Source organism: Okeania sp. SIO2F5, from assembly GCF_010692685.1.
In the GTDB taxonomy this organism is placed as follows: domain Bacteria; phylum Cyanobacteriota; class Cyanobacteriia; order Cyanobacteriales; family Microcoleaceae; genus Okeania; species Okeania hirsuta.
On the sequence record NZ_JAAHGU010000146.1, the window covers coordinates 1 to 17,352 of the forward strand.

Annotated in this window: 18 protein-coding genes and 4 pseudogenes; 8 read left to right on the top strand and 14 right to left on the bottom strand. The window is 36.8% G+C overall.

Features of this window, described 5'->3' with window-relative positions:
* Positions 1–326: 326 nt before the first annotated feature.
* The 3 genes and pseudogenes from F6K27_RS27845 to F6K27_RS27855 form a co-directional block, all read right to left on the bottom strand.
* Positions 327–1,445, bottom strand: a pseudogene (locus tag F6K27_RS27845) (RNA-guided endonuclease InsQ/TnpB family protein).
* Positions 1,446–2,065: 620 nt separating this feature from the next.
* On the bottom strand, positions 2,066–3,238 hold the full coding sequence (gene moeB, locus F6K27_RS27850; RefSeq protein ID WP_287279296.1) for a molybdopterin-synthase adenylyltransferase MoeB: 1,173 nt from the start codon (positions 3,236–3,238) through the stop codon (positions 2,066–2,068).
* A gap of 105 nt (positions 3,239–3,343) precedes the next feature.
* On the bottom strand, positions 3,344–3,799 hold the full coding sequence (locus tag F6K27_RS27855; protein ID WP_287279297.1) for a M67 family metallopeptidase: 456 nt from the start codon (positions 3,797–3,799) through the stop codon (positions 3,344–3,346).
* Between the two features lie 55 nt (positions 3,800–3,854).
* Between F6K27_RS27855 and F6K27_RS27860 the strand changes: the two genes are divergently transcribed.
* Positions 3,855–4,616, top strand: coding sequence for a TdeIII family type II restriction endonuclease (locus F6K27_RS27860; RefSeq protein ID WP_287279298.1), 762 nt, complete (start codon positions 3,855–3,857; stop codon positions 4,614–4,616).
* 43 nt (positions 4,617–4,659) lie between these two features.
* Here the strand turns inward: F6K27_RS27860 and dcm are convergent, their stop codons facing one another.
* A complete protein-coding gene (dcm, locus tag F6K27_RS27865; protein WP_287279299.1) occupies positions 4,660–6,048 on the bottom strand; it encodes a DNA cytosine methyltransferase in 1,389 nt (462 codons plus the stop codon).
* 286 nt (positions 6,049–6,334) lie between these two features.
* On the opposite strand from dcm, the gene F6K27_RS27870 reads away from it, so the two are divergent.
* A complete protein-coding gene (locus tag F6K27_RS27870) occupies positions 6,335–6,916 on the top strand; it encodes a DNA-binding protein (protein WP_287279300.1) in 582 nt (193 codons plus the stop codon).
* 12 nt (positions 6,917–6,928) lie between these two features.
* Positions 6,929–7,153, top strand: a complete 225-nt coding sequence (locus F6K27_RS27875) for a hypothetical protein (RefSeq protein WP_287244970.1) — start codon at positions 6,929–6,931, stop codon at positions 7,151–7,153.
* 153 nt (positions 7,154–7,306) lie between these two features.
* Here F6K27_RS27875 and F6K27_RS34105 read toward each other — a convergent pair whose 3' ends face one another.
* The 4 genes from F6K27_RS34105 to F6K27_RS27895 form a co-directional block, all read right to left on the bottom strand.
* The gene (locus tag F6K27_RS34105) at positions 7,307–7,594 is read right to left on the bottom strand and encodes a zinc ribbon domain-containing protein (protein ID WP_353736082.1); all 288 of its coding nucleotides are present in this window, start codon (positions 7,592–7,594) and stop codon (positions 7,307–7,309) included.
* A 388-nt stretch (positions 7,595–7,982) separates the two neighbouring features.
* Positions 7,983–9,305: a four-carbon acid sugar kinase family protein gene (locus tag F6K27_RS27885; RefSeq protein WP_287279301.1), complete on the bottom strand. Its 1,323-nt coding sequence runs from the start codon at positions 9,303–9,305 to the stop codon at positions 7,983–7,985.
* 612 nt (positions 9,306–9,917) lie between these two features.
* Complete coding sequence (locus F6K27_RS27890; RefSeq protein WP_287279302.1) at positions 9,918–10,598, bottom strand: hypothetical protein; 681 nt, start codon at positions 10,596–10,598, stop codon at positions 9,918–9,920.
* 165 nt (positions 10,599–10,763) lie between these two features.
* Positions 10,764–11,207 (bottom strand): peptidoglycan-binding protein, encoded by a 444-nt coding sequence (locus F6K27_RS27895; protein WP_287279303.1) that lies wholly within the window; start codon positions 11,205–11,207, stop codon positions 10,764–10,766.
* Positions 11,208–11,442: 235 nt separating this feature from the next.
* Between F6K27_RS27895 and F6K27_RS27900 the strand changes: the two genes are divergently transcribed.
* On the top strand, positions 11,443–11,829 hold the full coding sequence (locus F6K27_RS27900; RefSeq protein ID WP_287279304.1) for an RNA-guided endonuclease TnpB family protein: 387 nt from the start codon (positions 11,443–11,445) through the stop codon (positions 11,827–11,829).
* A gap of 13 nt (positions 11,830–11,842) precedes the next feature.
* The gene (locus F6K27_RS27905) at positions 11,843–12,100 is read left to right on the top strand and encodes a transposase (RefSeq protein ID WP_287279310.1); all 258 of its coding nucleotides are present in this window, start codon (positions 11,843–11,845) and stop codon (positions 12,098–12,100) included.
* Positions 12,101–12,398: 298 nt separating this feature from the next.
* On the opposite strand, the gene F6K27_RS27910 is transcribed toward F6K27_RS27905, so the two are convergent.
* Positions 12,399–12,845 carry a peptidoglycan-binding protein gene (locus tag F6K27_RS27910; RefSeq protein WP_287279305.1) on the bottom strand — a complete coding sequence of 149 codons (447 nt, stop codon included), beginning with the start codon at positions 12,843–12,845 and terminating at the stop codon, positions 12,399–12,401.
* A gap of 138 nt (positions 12,846–12,983) precedes the next feature.
* Positions 12,984–13,301, bottom strand: a complete 318-nt coding sequence (locus tag F6K27_RS27915) for a peptidoglycan-binding protein (RefSeq protein WP_287279306.1) — start codon at positions 13,299–13,301, stop codon at positions 12,984–12,986.
* A gap of 193 nt (positions 13,302–13,494) precedes the next feature.
* Between F6K27_RS27915 and F6K27_RS27920 the strand changes: the two genes are divergently transcribed.
* From F6K27_RS27920 to F6K27_RS27930, 3 genes and pseudogenes are all read left to right on the top strand, one after another.
* Positions 13,495–14,820: an AAA-like domain-containing protein gene (locus F6K27_RS27920; protein WP_287279307.1), complete on the top strand. Its 1,326-nt coding sequence runs from the start codon at positions 13,495–13,497 to the stop codon at positions 14,818–14,820.
* Positions 14,821–15,088: 268 nt separating this feature from the next.
* Positions 15,089–15,145, top strand: a pseudogene (locus F6K27_RS27925) (hypothetical protein); the annotation flags it as partial.
* Positions 15,134–15,391: a WD40 repeat domain-containing protein gene (locus F6K27_RS27930; RefSeq protein ID WP_287279311.1), complete on the top strand. Its 258-nt coding sequence runs from the start codon at positions 15,134–15,136 to the stop codon at positions 15,389–15,391. The pseudogene F6K27_RS27925 and the gene F6K27_RS27930, both read left to right, overlap by 12 nt.
* 59 nt (positions 15,392–15,450) lie before the next feature.
* Here the strand turns inward: F6K27_RS27930 and F6K27_RS27935 are convergent, their stop codons facing one another.
* The 4 genes and pseudogenes from F6K27_RS27935 to F6K27_RS27950 form a co-directional block, all read right to left on the bottom strand.
* A complete protein-coding gene (locus tag F6K27_RS27935) occupies positions 15,451–15,690 on the bottom strand; it encodes a YHYH protein (protein ID WP_287279308.1) in 240 nt (79 codons plus the stop codon).
* 779 nt (positions 15,691–16,469) lie between these two features.
* On the bottom strand, positions 16,470–16,685 hold the full coding sequence (locus F6K27_RS27940; RefSeq protein ID WP_287279309.1) for a hypothetical protein: 216 nt from the start codon (positions 16,683–16,685) through the stop codon (positions 16,470–16,472).
* Between the two features lie 100 nt (positions 16,686–16,785).
* Positions 16,786–16,914, bottom strand: a pseudogene (locus tag F6K27_RS27945) (transposase family protein); the annotation flags it as partial.
* Between the two features lie 100 nt (positions 16,915–17,014).
* Positions 17,015–17,222, bottom strand: a pseudogene (locus F6K27_RS27950) (transposase family protein); the annotation flags it as partial.
* Positions 17,223–17,352 lie beyond the last annotated feature (130 nt).

Consider the following 17,352-nt stretch of genomic DNA (forward strand, 5'->3'; position numbering starts at 1 on the left):
ACGCATCCTTAAAACTTTAACCTTTAGCGATCGCCTAATTTATGAAAAATACAGCTCATACAGTTACTTTTATGTTACATTATCAATATTTATGTAATATGTAAAGATGCCAGCGCTCATTGCTATAACTAGCGTAGACGGTTCTATTGTTCCTTCATTTGTGTTATCCATACGGACTTGCTCAGTCTGCATTGACCGCGAGATTAGGTATACTTTTGACCTTTTATCCCCGCTTTATGGATTGATGACCATTCTCTACCATAGGGGATATGCTTTTACTGCTTCATAAAACCGACATAAAAGGTCATATAGCGACATTTTACTGTTTACTTCCTGCTTCTATCGGAACTGTCAGCAGCACTCCGTCCACAGGCATCAACGGTCAAGCCGACCGCATGTCTTAAATTAATTGAGGCATTCAAGTCTCGGTCAATGGATAGACCACATTCTGGACAGTCATAAGTTCTGATGTTTAAAGGCATATCCTGTACATGACCACAATTAGAGCAAGTCTTAGAAGATGGAAAAAATCTGTCTACTACTACTAATTCACAGCCGTACCATTGACACTTGTATTCTAGCTGTCTTCTAAATTCATAAAATCACTATCTGCTAATTGATTTAGCTAGTTTATGGTTGGCTAACATTCCAGATACATTTAAGTCTTCAATCACAACAGTGCCGTGCTTCTTGGCTAAGTATGTTGTCAATTTATCAAGTGCATCTCTGCGGATATTAGCTACTCGTCTATTTTGTTTGGCTAGCTTGACTACTGCTTTGTACCAATTGCTTGAATGCTTAACTTTCCTACTCAGTTGTCGTTGTAACTTAGCTAGTCTGTTTTGCGCTTTTTTGTAAGGCTTAACACTCTCGAAGACTTCACCAGTACTTAGTGTTGCTAGTGTCTTAATTCCTAAATCTACACCTACAACTTCTGTAGAAGTTGAAGTTACACTCGGAGTAAATTCAAAAGCTAAACTTATATACCAATCACCAGCTTGTCTGCTGATAGTTATTTTTTGAGTTGTTGCTTCAATAGGTTCATAAGTTTTCACAATACCAAGAAAAGGTAATTTGTGACTCCATCCGTTTAATTCTATTGGCTTTCCGCAATTATCTATTGTGAATGAATCAGACCTACCTTTCTTTTTAAATCTTGGATATTTACCCAATCCTTGAAAAAACCTTTTAAATGCTTCACCCAAGTTAATAAAAGCATATTGATAAACTTTAGACGATAAGTTTTTCATCCAGGGGTAGAGGGGTTTTGTGTGATTGGTAAAAACCTCTCTAAGCTTACGGGAATTTGGCTTATAACCATCTCTGTAAGCAGCATTCCACAGACTTAAACCCCAGTTATAACACCAGCGTGAATAGCCTGCGTGTTGAGCCATCAGAGCTTTCTGTTTATTATTAAGTTTCAGCTTTGTTCTAATGGATTTCATTTCTGAGTGAGTGCAGCCTGTCTAAAAGTATGCTTAATATAGAACCCGGGTAATTAGTTATCGTATCGCTCTAGGAGTCAGGAGTCAGTCCTCAGGAGTCAGGAGAAAGAAAAGATTGAAATAGCATGAATTTTTAAATTTGTATTCAGTAGAACATCTGTATTAAGAGAAAGTAATTTTGCAATTACTGTATAACCGGATTCTATATAAATACGTATTATATCGTTATTCTCTGATTAAGTCAATGTTCCCGCACATGGAGAGTGGGACTTAAGTATCCTTGGATACTGGCTTTCACCCACATGGTTATTCAGTTGACATCTGCATAGGATTTTAAGTGCGGGACTCCGTTGGGAGGATGTCAATAAAGGGGAAATAATTAAAATTATCTCGGAATCACGGTGCAAATATTGCACGCTAAAAAACTTAACTAGCTATCAGTTTGTCCGTTCTGGAATGCTCCGCAAACAGCATTTAGCTGTCAGTTCTCAAATTCGAGGGTTTAAACTCCCCCAAGAGGAGCGAAAAAGCCCGTGATGCATGTTAACGGGGGATTAAAACCCCCATTATACAAGAGCAACTAGAAGCTGATTGCTAATAGCTGAGTGCTGAGTGCTACCTCAATATTGAGGTACAGAAGAATCTATTTCCTGACTCCAGGCAGTAATTCCACCTTTGAGATTAGTACCCTCAATACCAGCCTCCTTAAGAATACCTAACGCTTTAGCCGATCGCCCACCCATTTTACAATGAGCAATTAAGCGATGACCATTCATTAATTCCTTAACCTTTGTCACACCATCACCCTGCTCAATATCTGGCAACGGCACTAAAACTGACCCAGGAATCTGAGCAATCTCATATTCGTGGGGGTTCCGCACGTCAACTAAGACAAAATCATCTGCCCCACTATCCAATAATTGCTTCAAGTCTTGAACGGTCATTTCTGGAATAGCCATCTTACTTTCTGTCTCCTGTGCTTTAGCTTGAGGAATACCACAAAACTGTTCATAATCAATCAACTTTTCAATCACTGGTCGTACTGGATTAGGACGCAGTTTCAACTCCCGGAAAGTCATATCCAAGGAATTATAAAGTAACAATCTACCACTGAGAGTTGTACCTTGACCCAAAACAATTTTGATAGTTTCTGTTGCTTGGATAACTCCAATCATTCCAGGCAAAATTCCTAAAACACCACCCTCTGCGCAGGAAGGTACCATTCCTGGGGGTGGGGGTTCTGGGTAAAGGTCGCGGTAGTTAGGTCCACCTTCATAATTAAAGACAGTTGCCTGACCCTCAAAACGGAAAATTGAACCGTAAACATTAGGTTTATTCAGAAGAACACAAGCATCATTAACCAGGTAACGAGTAGGGAAATTATCAGTACCATCGACAACTACATCATAGGATTTAAGAATGTCGAGAGCATTTTCTGAACTTAGCCTGGTCTCGTAAAGGTCAACTTGACAGTGGGGGTTAATTTCGTGAATCCGATTTTTGGCAGATTCAATTTTTGGCTTACCTACCCAAGAGGTTCCGTGAATAACCTGTCGTTGCAGGTTGGAATGATCGACAATATCAAAATCTACAATTCCAATATTTCCAATTCCTGCTGCTGCTAGATATAACAATAGTGGGGAACCAAGACCGCCAGTACCAATACATAGAACACTGGCTGCCTTCAGACGTTTCTGACCATCTAATCCTACTTCCGGTAAAATCAAATGGCGTGAATAACGTTGATACTCTTCTGTATTTAACTGGACTTGTTCCAGATTCGGATTTAACATGACAATTTCGGCCTAGATATTTCTCTAGTAAATAGTATTATTTGGCAAGTATGGTTAATATTTTGCCAAAATTATCTAAATTAAACCTGCAATACATCAAGTTGCCTATCTTTTAATTATTTCTTCTGATTGAAATTTATGGTTGTGGTCAAGAGACCAACAGAGAAAGTCAATAGTTTTGCCTTTTTGGACGGATAGAATGATATAGGAATATTCTGGCCAGGCGTAGGTACGGTCAAATTCTGAGGGGATGGCAGGATGGTCTGGGTGAGAATGATAAATGCCGATGATGGAGAGGTGGCGTTCTCTTCCATATTTCATTGCTTTCAGCATTAGTTCTGGGGAGATTGCATATCTTCGTTCTTCTGTAAAATCTTTTTGTTCCGGCCAATATTCATCTACTTCTGTTTGCCAGGCATTTTCAACAGGCCAGACTTCGATGACTGTTTTTGTCTGTTGGTTTTGTTTACCTAAAAGTAAGCCGCAACATTCATTTGGGTAAGATGTTTCGGCATGGGTGCAAATAGTTTGGAAGTGGGAGGAAGGCAGTATTAGGGGCATTTGTGTTAAGAAGGAAAAGGCTATTTTTTGAGTAAATTTAAAAGATTTATTAATAATGAAAGATTTAACTAAGACAAAAATTAAAGATTTAGTAGAAAATGTGATTGAGGCAAAGTTAAATAAATACTCTGCTGAAACTGACTATAAGCCATTTTTTGAAGCATTATTTGGTGAAGCAGTAATTATACAAACTTCAATATTGCATTCTTTTTACACATCGTTTGGTATGTCTGTATATGAACCTATTGCTAAAATTTTAGCTGAAAATGCTGGCTATGAAGCTCAAACTCAATATGACTTATTAGGTGAGATAGATTCTCAAACAGAAAATATGATTAATGAATTATGTCACAGCAATGCTCCTCCTAATAAAGTAAGAGAAATTGAAAAAATTAGGGAATTTATTAAACAGGGAAAATCAAAGAAAGATAAAGATTCTCGTGTAGATATTTTTATTTATAAACCAAATACAGATGAAGAGCTATACATTGATATAACTACCGCAAAACCTAACAAAAAAGAATTTGGTGCATTAAGAAGAAAAATGCTTCGTTGGTGTGGATTAAGGTTTAGTCAACATAGAAAAGCTAAGATCAAAACTTATATTGCTATTCCTTACAATCCTTATCATCCTCACTCCTATGCTAGATGGACTGCTAATGAATGTGACGTGCAAAATGAGCTATTAATTCAAGAAAATTTTTGGAATGAATGTGCAGGGGAGGGGGTATATGAAGACTTACTAAACATTTTTAGAGAAGTCGGAGTTGAGATGAAATCAAAGATTGACCAATGGATTAAGTCAAAATCTAAGTAACAGAATAGTCTAAGTTTTTATGTTTATCATTATCAGTTTGAATCTAATTAAGAAAACCAAGTGACCTAACTAAAGACTTAGCCAAATAATAAACAACTGGAATAGATACAGCATTCCCGAATTGTTTCTTAGCAATATTCTCTCTACTATGCGCTTTAAACCAACTAGGAAAACCTTGTAACTTCCCACAGTCCTTTGCAGTTATATACCTATACTTTTTCTTCCTATAAATTTCCTTGATAAATAAAGACTTATACTCCTCTGGAGTTTCCGCATTAATAGAAACCGTAGCTATACAATCTTTTGTACCTGTGGCAGTTAAGGTCGGCACAATCTCAGAATGAGGTAAAAATATTCTATATATGCCATTAATTCCTGATGAATTTTTAGAGTTGACAAATTCATAACCTTGTTTTTCAACATAACGAATAATTTTCTTCTCAACCAATCTGTTCAATTCTTGAATTTGCAAATTATCTATTAATTCAGATAAATCTGCAAAAGATAAAGGATTACCATCTTTTTTACCATACTTTTTTTTGCGTCTATTTTTGAGAATAGTTCCACAAATCAACTTTTCCCTTTTAGTTGTCTGAATAATATCCCAAGAATGAATAGTTGTATGACCATTTCTCGTATCACAAAAAACAAAAAAATCATTCAACTCATCATTTTTCTGAAATTTATTTCTAGAGACTGGAATACTACCATTAAACAAAACATCTGGTGACAATTTTGCCTTTTGAATATCAAAATTAGCCTCGAGACCATCAATAACTTGAAACAGTTTAGTTTGAATATTCAATGGTTCAGGAAAATCGAAACAATCTATATCTAAATCTTTCCTAATCCCGACAATAAAAACTCGTTCTCTATTTTGAGGCAATCCAAAATCAGCAGAATTAAGTAATTTATAATAGACACGATAACCAATCTTTTCAAACTGCTGAATAATTAATTCAAATGACTTTTGATTAACCGGACTAATTAACCCTCGAACATTTTCAAAGATAAAAGCTTCAGGTTGATTTTCCTCCACAACTCTCATCGTATCAAACCAAAGTTTTCCTCTATGATCGTCAAAGCCTCTTAACTTTCCAGCCACAGACCAAGGCTGACAAGGAACCCCACCAACTATCAAATTTACCTGCCAAGGCAGCTTAGAAATTTTAGTAATATCTCCCAAATCTTTTTCATTATTATTGATATATCCAGTCAAAAAATTTTGCTGATAAACCTGAATAGCATCAGAGTCAATTTCTGAATACCCTAAACATTTACCTCCTAATTCTTCTAGAGGAATTCTAAATCCGCCAATACCAGCAAATAAATCTATAAAAGTGAACCGATGTTCATATATCTGTAAATTAATAGGTTTATCAAGATTAAAAAAGCTTAATTGGATTGGGGAATTAATAATCTGACCAGACATAAGTCAATTTTTCTGATTATTACTAGGATTAGCATCATAGCAATTATCTTCAGTTGAGATTTTGAAGAATTGTAAAATTTTCCACTAAGATTATGATTATTAAGTCAATACTGAAAAATCAAGTATTGCCAAACTAAATCTTTTGTGGTTTGATTGTAAATGGTTATCCAGTTCATACTTTATATATTCCGAAATAGTATAGTTATTATCTTACAATTGAAATTTTGGGTAATTGTGAAATTTTCTACTAAGATTACTATTAAAGTCAATACTGAAAAATCAAATATTGCCAAATTCAATCCTTTGCGGTTTGATTGTAAATGGTTATCCAGTTCATAGTTTATATATTCCGAAACAGTTTATGAAAGATACAAATACTGAACCAGATAGAGTTGGTACAACAGAAGCAGCATTTCTTCTAAATATTTCTACCGCCAGACTCAGGTTACTTCTCAGGCAAGGTCGTCTCAAAGGAGCTAAAAAAGTCAAACGGTTCTGGGTAATTCCTTTAAATAGTAGAGGAATGCCAGAAATTACTCCTGGTAGTCGAGGTCCTCAAGGAACTTGGAATAAAGGATTCCGTACAGGCAATACTTTTATCCATGTGCTGCGAAGAGAAATTGACTATAACCGAGACCACGGTACTTCTCTTCCAGCAGTATCTGTCAAACAAGGAGGCAAAAACCATCGCTGCCACGAAGTAGAAATTCTGGGAAATTGCAAAATCGTCTATAGACCTCATAAACCTAACAAAAGTCAAGCTGGTGGTGCGCGGCTGTGGATTGAGGTAGAGCCTGATATTCAAATAATTCGCAAGTCTTTCCGAGATACAGAACTAGAGGAAAATCAACCTCAAGGCTTTGGTTAGCTTTAAGTCTGATTGTTAGTTAAACCGGATTTTTCTCTATTTAATAGTAATAGTATCGGTGTTGCCTTCCTTGACTTTTGGGTTGACACTAGAGATTCTTATGGAAATAATTCTGATATTTCTATGAGTAACAACCTTCCTCAAAATTCTCTTTTTAGCCTGAGTGAGCGATCGCTCCTATCTATATATTTTATTTCCTCTGACAATTTTTCTTCTCCAACCTCTGGAGTCTTGTAATTCTGCTTTTCCTGTGCCAGAACTCCTTTTTCTAGATGCTGGCAAAATTTGAGATTTAATAAAAAAAAATTTTTTATCTGAATATTGGAGATTTGAGAAAATTTGCAAAGTAGTCTATCAATGCTCTTTGATATTGACATACTCCCGACGTTGCTATATTCGCGACAACGCGGGATTCTTCAGCCAGAGAAACCCTGACCGCTGTTTCGTGTGAGGTGATGTTCTCCCCCTGTGTTGATAGCAATCCAACCCACCCCCATCCCCTCCCGGGAGGGGAGCTAGAGGGGTGGGTGAGTTATAGTCTCTATCTAGTTCTTGGCCACAATAGCTACAAGAATGCCAGCGCTCTGACAAGCTCTTAGAAACTCTGTTTAGACACTCCCAACAATGTTGAGATGTACCTTTTGGATCTACTTTGATGACTGTATATTTAATTGTCAATATCTATGAACATGGTAAGCAAGAACGTGAAAATATCAGGAACGGGCAAGATGCCCATTCCACAAAACTATTAAAATCCCAAGCGCATTTATGCAACGCCACATTTCTAAATGCTCAAACGAGTGTCAGAGATTACTTCTGACTTCTGACTTCTGATTTGTGCGTAGCGCATATTTCCCTCCTTCTCAACCATAGATAGTAATATCATGTCCGGATAATTAGTTATAAAAAAAACTTTCTCCTTCAACTCCAGTTCTTCCTCTTCCTTCTTCCTTCTTCTTTCTTCCCTCCTGACTCCTGAGGACTGACTCCTGAGGACTCCGTAGTTATTTATTTATAACTGTTCAACCGGACATGATATAAGGGAGGAAACCCAAGTCCGGAAGAACTATGGATTCAAACGCTGATAAACTGTCGCCAAACCATCTACATCCCCGACATTACCTGGAAATAAAACAACAGGTAACTCAGGAAATTGAGGATGCTCTGCGGGAGTCCGCACCATCGAACAACCAGCTAATACCTGACCCAATAACCTAGCAGTAGTTAAAGCCAAACCTTTACTGAGAGTATCATTAGAAGTAATCCCACCTTTACTTATCAAAAATCCAATATCCTCGGGCAAACCCCGAACAATATCCATTAATAACTCGGAAACTGCTACACCAAACTCCAAACGCACTTGCACATTTTCAAAAGTCAATTCTTCACGACTGGTATAAACCACAGGTGTTTTCCCTTCTGCATGAACAGCATGAACTTTTTCGAGAATATTTTTGAGTAAAGTTGCTCTGTTCTCCTCAGACTCCTCAACTAAATGAGACACATTTACTTCTACACCCACTACATCAGACTCTTGTAATAACCTTTCCAACTGTTGGGTAGATTTCTTAACATGAGAACCCACAATAATTACACCTGGTTTTCCACTTCTAACATATTGCCTCATCCCTTCAGCAGCTATAGGTTGATTTCCCAAAGCAGCTAAGGAAGTTAAAATACTTGCAGCACTCCGCAATAGAAACTTTTTACCTTGACTAGCTGCTGCCAACAAATCATTGGCAAATTTGTCTAAGTCAGCTTGAGTTTCACCATCGACAACTCCACATTGGTTGCCAGTCATTTTCATCAAACGTTCTAAACTACCAGAGCGAATATCATCAAGTCTAAATTTTTCTACAGTTTCTGCTTTGATTTTACCTTTGGTTTTTTCTTCCACATAATCAGGTAAATAACTATAGGTGTAGCCAAATACTGAATCTTTGGCAAATTCTGTTTCGTGAACTGGAGTTTCTACACCATTAACCATTAAATAGTGGGTACTGTTGCGGGTGACTCTCCCACCTTCAAAAAATGCTGGAACTAGGAAATGAGCATCAAATGGACCAAGTTCGGCTGCTATGACATCTGTTTCTATGGGATAATGACCCCGTAAAGTAGAGTCAGAACGACTAACGACTAAGAAATCTTGGATATTTGATTGAGCGATCGCTTCGGTCAAATTATGTGTAACTTCTCGTGTCACATTGGCTGCTTGGTCTGGGGTCAGGGCGCGAGTATTGGAGAGGATAAAAAATATGGGAGATTCATCAAGTAATCCTAATTTTAGGGTTTCTACATCCCACTTAGTTAGAAGTAGACAACTATGAACAGTTTGGGAACCTGTTGGGTCATCATCTAGGATAATAATTTTTGGTTGGCTGTTAGTCATATTTTTTTTGCTCATTATCTATAGAAGGCTATACCGAGATTCTCAAAAAAGTTTTTCTCAGCTTTCACTACTATATCTATAGATATGTCTCTATTTGATTAATTTTCTTCCTTTTTCTGTGTTGCTTATAAATTTTAAAACTAAAAAAGGAATAATTTTGATATTGCTCGGAGCGGTCGTACTAAAGAAATAAAACATTTATTGCACATCAGAATCACTTAATTTTTGAAAAATGAGGAATATTTTTTCGATTGATTAAACATTGGACATCAGTATAGTAAGTTGAGCTGCAGAACATAATTGCAAATTTTATTAACATTCAACTCTAAGTTTGAGCATAATCAGTATAGACAGGACTTACGCAACGATACTAACTATAGTAATAATATCCTGAAAATCACCAAATAATATACTATTTAGTAAATTTAAAATATTTCTAGCATTATTGATTGATTTTTTGCCCATTGTTTTAGTCTTTTGTTAGTCTTGAGAAAATTTTTTTTTTTAATGCTTAATGAGCTTGCTTAGTTTAACACTAAAATTGATTTTAGGTTTTCGGTCTAATTTAGGTTTTATAACTTAATTAACTACATTTATTAATATACGAACTTGTTACGACTTGTTACAATACGAAATAACCTGAGCTTCTGTCTTCTTATTTTTTGTATCTTCATTTCCAAACAAGTAGTAATCAAAATCAAACCAAACTTTGTAGACCCCATTTTTACTATGGTTTATATCAATACTAAATTTATCTACATCATTAGGAGGATATTTGAATTCCCTATCATCTAAAACTTTAGAGTCAGATTTTTGAGTTAAACTAGCACGGTATTCAAACTCTTGCATAGTCAAAGCACCGAACTCAAGTTCATTAGTTAATTGGGGACATTCTAAGTAATCCCAATTAATAGTTAATCTTTCGACAATAAAAGTACCACTAATATTTTGATTAGCGATCATTATGTCGGCATAACTATTCTTGCTATCTATTTCATTCATATTATATGTAACAGTAGGTTCAATATTAGAATTATCAGGAGGTGATTTTTCATTTGTAGTTGTAGTTGGAGTTGGAGTTGTAGTTGGAGTTGGAGATGATGCAAAGTTAAGAACAATACCAAGCACTAGAACAAATAACCCTATAGGAATAGTAAATTTTTTTTGTTCTCGTGAAACCTCAATTAGACCACCTATTTTTGTGACAAATCCTAAAATAATAATCAATAGTCCTGCCACAATTAGCATGGTTGGTATTTGCAAATTAAGTAATACTTTTATTACGTCTGTCATGTTTTCTAAGTTCTTTAATTGTAATGAGCTGGTGTTGAAGACAGTATTAATAGCGGTTTAAAATGCGCTAGAATGTTTTCTATTGTATTAAGATAGGCGAGAATAACTGAAGTCAGAAGTGGGAGAATTGAACTCCCACACTTGGATAATACAACCTAAAAATCGTTAATGTGTAATCATAATGCTCATCAGAGCATACCAAGTTAAAGGACCGACAATGCCATCAACTTCTAAGCGGCTATTTTTTTGGAATTCCTTGACAGCTGCTTCAGTGTTGGAACCAAAAATACCATCTCCAACTAGAGAATAGCCCATTTCATTCAGGATAATTTGCAGACGTTTAACATCATCACCGCTGCTACCCTGACCGATAGTAGGAGGCAGTAAAGCTCCCCAAGTTTGAGAACCAACTATACCATCCACTATTAAATTTCGGTCTTGTTGGAACTGCTTAACTGCGGCATCAGTGCGAACACCAAAGATACCATCTTCCACTAAAGAACCATAGCCAGCATCATTGATAAGACGTTGTACCAGAGTCACATCAGAACCGGTGCTTTCGTTGCGTAAAACTGGTAAAGAAAAAGAACTTGAAACACTTAAAGTCATTGTTAATTCTCCTGTATTAGGATAGATGAGTATGAGAAATTATATCGATTTGGTCAGGAACCCCAGGACTAAAGTCCAAGAGTTTGTACATTCTTGTTGCGATCGCTTCAAGGAAAGAAGCCAACACCTGACCGAATAATTAATAGATGATAGTTTTACTCTAGATGGCTCAATATCAGTAGGTTTTAATCAAATTAAATTACCAAGAATTGGATGGATTAAAACTTATGAAATATTGCCAGATAATATTACCCCTAAGTCTGTAACTATTAGCAGAAAAGCTGATAGATGGTTTGTCAGCTTCAAAGTAGAAAGAGAATGTCAAACTACTGAGAAATTAGTAGATGTAGTTGGTGTAGACTTAGGAGTTAAAACTTTGGCAACATTGTCAACAGGGGAAGTGTTTGATGGTGCTAAATCGAAAAAAAAGTTAGAGTCTAAACTATCACGGCTGCAATACCTAAACAGGCATAAAACTAAGTTTTCCAATAACTGGAAAAAAGCACAGCTAAAAGTAGCTAGACTACACAGTAAAATAGCCAACATCAGAAAAGATACATTGCATAAACTTACTACTTACGCAAGCCTTGAACCACGGCATCATAGTAATAGAAGACCTTAATGTATCAGGCATGATGGCAAATCACAAGTTAGCTAAGGCTGTTGCCGATATGGGGTTTTATGAATTCAGAAGACAGTTAGAGTACAAGTGTGAGTTGTATGGTTCTAAGCTAATCATTGTTGATAGATGGTTTCCTAGTTCTAAAACTTGCAGTAGGTGTGGTCAAGTGAAGCAGTCTCTATCCTTATCAGAGCGTATTTTTGAATGTGAAAACTGTGGCTTCAGTTGTGATTGCTCCGCAACGCTAGCGCGAACGAGATTTGAATGCTAGCTTAAATCTAGCTATGGCGGTCAGTGAGAGCTAGGCTCCGCGTTTCGCGAACGACCGTGACAGCTTGCGGACTGGATAACGCCGACGTTGCCAGGTTGAAGCAGGAATAGAACAGGTTATTTATAGAAAATCATAGATTTTTGCAGATAATCGTAGGTTTCTAAGAACGGTTAAAGTTCTGAGTGCCACGCTCTCGCTTGCAATAATATTCCTGGGAATGCGACCGCCAGTTCCATGAAGAACGAACCGGAAAGTTAAACACGGGAGCGTGGGTTAAGCCAGTACTTTCTAAAAATCGTTAATGTTGAATCTGATTGCTCATCAGAACATACCACGTTAAAGGACCGACAATGCCATCAACTTCTAAGGACATCTCTGTTTGGAATGCCTTAACATATGCTTCAGTGTTTGAACCAAAAATACCGTCTACAACTAGAGTTCCATAGTTCGTTTCATTCATGGTAATTTGCAGACGTTTAACATCATCACCGCTGCTACCCCGACCAATAGTAGGAGGCAGTAAAGCTGCCCAAGTTTGAGAACCAACTATACCATCCACTATTAAATTTCGGTCTTGTTGGAACTGCTTAACTGCGGTGTCAGTGCTAACACCAAAGATACCATCTTCCACTAAAGAACCATAGCCAGCATTATTGAGAAGGCGTTGTATCAGAGTTACATCATAACCGTTGCTTCCGTTGCGTAAAACTGGTAAAGAAAAAGAACTTGAAACACTTAAAGTCATTGTTAATTCTCCTGTATTAGGATAGATGAGTATGAGAAATTATATCGATTTGGTCAGGAACCCCAGGACTAAAGTCCAAGAGTTTGTACATTCTTGTTGCTAAATATCTAGAGATGTAGCAACAAGAGTGTTTAAGTTTTAATAGGTGTATTTGAAGATAGCATCACCTAACGCTTTCCATGTTTCAGGACCTACCACTCCATCTACTGTAATATCAGGCGATGGAAAAGGAAAAGTAGCGTTATAATTTTCCTGAAACTCAGTTACTATTTGTTGGCATTGACTATCGTAGTTGGCATCAAATCTCACGTTACTTGTAATAAGAGATGGTCTACCTTGTTGGAGACCAAACCAATAGATTGAGGATAGTAACTGTTCAAGAAAGCGAACAGCATCTCCGCTATCACCCTCTTTTAATACTGGCAAAGTTGATACAGTCATTGTTGATACAGCCATTTGAGAAAATTCCTTATTACTTCATTACAAACAACAGAGTTCAGTTTTGTTGAGCATCAAGCTCGACTTCTTTGAACCTCATATATTCATTAAATTTCACTGCATACTGACTTATCCTCTGAGAATATCTGACTTGTTACTGACTTTGAGTTAATCAATGCTAAAATATATATAGTAGTTAGGTTGAGGAGCCATGCCAAGGTCACTTAAAGTTCGTCAACGGTGCATTGAAACAGTCAAACTAGCAGTCAGGCGTAACGGCTTTCCCAGCCAGCGAGCTTTGGCTGAGGATGTCGGCTTGGCTTTGGCCACAGTCAGCAATTTCCTCACGGGTAAACCTGTTGACTTTACGACTTTTGAAGAACTGTCTAATAAATTGATGCTCTCGTGGAGAGAAATCGCTGATTTAGATTTTGATGTGCCATCCCAGACAAGCAATTTTAATCCTGAAACCCCTCAGTTGAGCGATGTCAACCCGGACAAGTCCCCACCTTACCCCAACGGCCCAGTCCCCCTAGATTCTCATTTTTATATCGACCGTCCCCCGATGGAACAACTGAGCTGCAATGAAATTCTTAAACCCGGAAGTGTTACTCGCATTCAAGCACCTCGGAAAATGGGAAAAAGTTCCCTGCTGCTCAGAATTCTAGCTTTTGCTCAACAACAGAGCTACAAAATAGTAAAAATAGACTTTCAGGAAGCAGATAAGGCCGTTTATGCTCACTTAAATAAATTCTTACGCTGGTTTTGTGCGAATATAGCTCGCCAGCTACAACTACAACCTCTCCTAGATGAATATTGGGACGAGGAGATGGGTAGTAAAGTAAGTTGTGGGATTTATTTTGAAGGGTATTTGTTAGAGCAAGTAGACACCCCTATCGTTTTGGTCTTAAACGAAATCAATTTAGTTTTTGAACATCCGGACATAGCTGAAGAATTTTTACCCCTGCTGCGATTTTGGCACGAACAAGCAAGTCAAAGTACACTATTTCAAAAACTGCGTTTAGTTGTAGTTCACTCTACAGAAGTGTATATATCCCTAGATATTAATCAATCTCCATTTAATATAGGATTGCCGATCAAGCTGCCTGAATTTAATTTCAAGCAAATTCAAGATTTAGTAACTAGACACGGACTAAACTGGACACAAGGAGATAGAGTTAAGCAGTTGATGGCAATGGTGGGAGGACATCCTTATTTAGTGCGCATTGCTCTCTACCATTTGACCCAAGCACAAATAACATTAGAAACATTGTTACAACAAGCTCCTACTCAAGGAGGAATTTATGGTGGTATCTTACGCCATCACTGGGAAATCATACAAAAAAAACCAAAACTATCAGCAGCACTTCATCAGGTGGTAATGACGAGCGAGAGCGTCAAGTTGGACCCAATTGTGACTTATAAACTAGAAAGTATGGGACTCGTCAAATTAGACGGCGATCGCGCTTACCCCTCCTGTCAAATGTATCGTCTTTATTTTGCTGGTCAATATCAACAAGAAGAAAATACGGTTTAAGGTCTATTCAGCTAACTAATAAATGATATAACCCACATTCCGCACCACAAAATGTAGCAACCGAAGAAGGAGTCAGGAGACAGGAGACAGGAGACAGAATTTTGGCGTTGGTGAATATAGAATGCTTAAGAATAAAATTGTTGTCAAACTCAAGAAAAAATGTACTGTCCCAAATGCCAATCTTCTCGTTATCAGAAAAATGGTTTTCGTCGGCAAAAACAATCTTATCGTTGTCACGACTGATGGTATTATTTATCGTCTGGCCTGAAGTTATGACGGACAAATGCTTGCTTCTGGTTCGATAGACACTACAGTGAAAATCTGGCATCGAGATGGGAGATTGTATAGAACTTTGAGAGGACATAGTGCTATTGTTAGAGATATTGCTTTTAGTCCTGATGGCCAGATGCTAGCTTCTGCTAGTGGCGATCGCACCATTATTCTCTGGAATTTGGATCGGATTCTTCAGCTTGACAAACTAGCTTATGCTTGCAATTGGGTAAAAGATTATCTACAAACCAATCAACAGTTAGAACAGAGCGATCGCCACCTGTGCAGCGATTTCGGTTAATTCTTCGGCTTTTGCTTGTTAAATGAACTGTCGGGAGTGCCTTTGAAACACCCCATTACCTAAGGATATGAGTCTGTGACAAAGTAACCGTATACCCCATTGATTGTCATACCATTACATTCATCTAAATCCCCCAATTCTGCGACATATTCGTAATCCTCTCTGTATGTTCCATCGTATATTCCACCAGGATTTATATCCTTGATCTCTTGTCGATCCCCTTCTTTTAGCTGATAGCTTGATTTAGCTTTTCTGACCGTGCCATTACAGTACCGTACTTCTACTGGCTTTACTTGCAACAGTTGAGATAGTATTTTTACATTGTAACCATAACGTACCAGTTACGGTTCCAAATCATTCTTGATAATAACACTTTTCGATAGTTAATTTAACTGTACAGTGAGCTGTCTAATAGTTAATGTACAGTTCACTAGACACCTATTTTGGGTCTATTAACTAAGTAAATCTTAATGTAATATCATGTCCGGTTGAACAGTTATAAATAAATGACGGAGGAGTCAGAAGTCAGGAGTCAGGAGTCAGGAGGGAAGAAAGGAGAAGAGAAGGAGAAAGTTTTTTGACCACTAATTATCCGGATATGATATAACACACGCAGAAATGTCCGATTTATTGGAGGTTTATAGATTTTAGGATGGCAAGATATCAATATTTTTTCGATCAGAATTTCTGACGATCAAGGATTAATTGAAATGTTGTTGAATAATATTGATTACTTCAAATCTAAACCAGTGAATATTCCCAAAATTATTATTCTACTTGACAATAGACATCTCCAAAAATACTCAAACGCCGATCCTAACTATCTTTAGTCGAGCGATAGCGTACGCTTAACCGGAGGTTATCGCCACTCATCAAGATAGTTAAGTTGTACGGTTTTATGGGTCTTAGAGATACTTCGTGTTACGAATATAAATATTTCTTGTACTGTCTTTCTTATTTCTTATCTCATTTTTTCAAAATTTATACTAATATAAATGAGCCAATCCTTAGTCTAACTAAACCACATATTGTTAAGATGACTTTTTGATAATTATTATCTTTTAATCTGAATCTTTCTCTAGCAACTCCAAAGATTTTGATTAATCTTCAGATCGTGTTCTACAAATATTATCTTTTTGGCTTTTTCTTGATTTTCTTCTTTGATTTCTGGTAGCATTTCTTTTTTTCTTGGTTTCTTTTTTGGTGTAGTTGTTCTCTCTACTCTTTCATCAGCTTTATCTCCTTGAAATTTTTGTTTTTTATCAAACTCCCATTCGTTGTTTTCTGAATACATTTACATCACTTACTGGACTTTTTTATCCTACTATTACATCTACTATTTCTTTTCCTGTCTTGAGTGCTTCTTACATTCGCCGTGCGACGGCGAATTAAGCACTCGCTTTTGGTGTCGTTATTATTTGATTTTTAAAAGTATGATTTTTCTTTTTTCCTGAGTAATATTTTTCTGTTTTTTTATATTCACCTGGTCTTTCTCTACTTTGTTCTTTACTATCTACAATTACAGCAGTTTTCTAGTTGATGAGGTACAAAGTTTTATTGCTCTAGGCAACAGGCAACAGGGAATATAGAAATAAATAGTCTTATAGCTGTACCTCACTATCCTCAAAAGTGCTGTAATTCTAATTCTGTTAATATTTCCTTGACTCATTATAATTCATTTTCTTTTTTTTTACTTGTTCTAATCAACTTACTGGTAGTAATTCTCTGAGAATATCTATCCAGTAATGAAAAATATTATTAGCACTTTATTCACTTATACCAAAGTTTATTCCTCATGTTTAAAAATTGGTATATGATGCCAATAAAATAATAAACTTGTCGCTTTATAAGGTAAAGTATAGAGTTAGTAGGGTGTTTGAAATGGGACAATGTTAGATATCAATCGGGTGCTAAAAGAAGACCGCCTCAGTGCGGGCATTGACTGGACTAAACCGTAAGGC

What these genes read in the sequence shown, in the direction of transcription:
- F6K27_RS27910 (WP_287279305.1), bottom strand. Translation starts at nt 12,845, where the DNA reads ATGACTTTAAGTGTTTCAAGTTCTTTTTCTTTACCAGTTTTACGCAAC.
- F6K27_RS27860 (WP_287279298.1), top strand. Translation starts at nt 3,855, where the DNA reads ATGAAAGATTTAACTAAGACAAAAATTAAAGATTTAGTAGAAAATGTG.
- F6K27_RS27855 (WP_287279297.1), bottom strand. Translation starts at nt 3,799, where the DNA reads ATGCCCCTAATACTGCCTTCCTCCCACTTCCAAACTATTTGCACCCAT.
- F6K27_RS27905 (WP_287279310.1), top strand. Translation starts at nt 11,843, where the DNA reads ATGGCAAATCACAAGTTAGCTAAGGCTGTTGCCGATATGGGGTTTTAT.
- F6K27_RS27895 (WP_287279303.1), bottom strand. Translation starts at nt 11,207, where the DNA reads ATGACTTTAAGTGTTTCAAGTTCTTTTTCTTTACCAGTTTTACGCAAC.
- F6K27_RS27920 (WP_287279307.1), top strand. Translation starts at nt 13,495, where the DNA reads ATGCCAAGGTCACTTAAAGTTCGTCAACGGTGCATTGAAACAGTCAAA.
- F6K27_RS27915 (WP_287279306.1), bottom strand. Translation starts at nt 13,301, where the DNA reads ATGGCTGTATCAACAATGACTGTATCAACTTTGCCAGTATTAAAAGAG.
- F6K27_RS27890 (WP_287279302.1), bottom strand. Translation starts at nt 10,598, where the DNA reads ATGACAGACGTAATAAAAGTATTACTTAATTTGCAAATACCAACCATG.
- dcm (WP_287279299.1), bottom strand. Translation starts at nt 6,048, where the DNA reads ATGTCTGGTCAGATTATTAATTCCCCAATCCAATTAAGCTTTTTTAAT.
- F6K27_RS27885 (WP_287279301.1), bottom strand. Translation starts at nt 9,305, where the DNA reads ATGACTAACAGCCAACCAAAAATTATTATCCTAGATGATGACCCAACA.
- F6K27_RS27940 (WP_287279309.1), bottom strand. Translation starts at nt 16,685, where the DNA reads ATGTATTCAGAAAACAACGAATGGGAGTTTGATAAAAAACAAAAATTT.
- moeB (WP_287279296.1), bottom strand. Translation starts at nt 3,238, where the DNA reads ATGTTAAATCCGAATCTGGAACAAGTCCAGTTAAATACAGAAGAGTAT.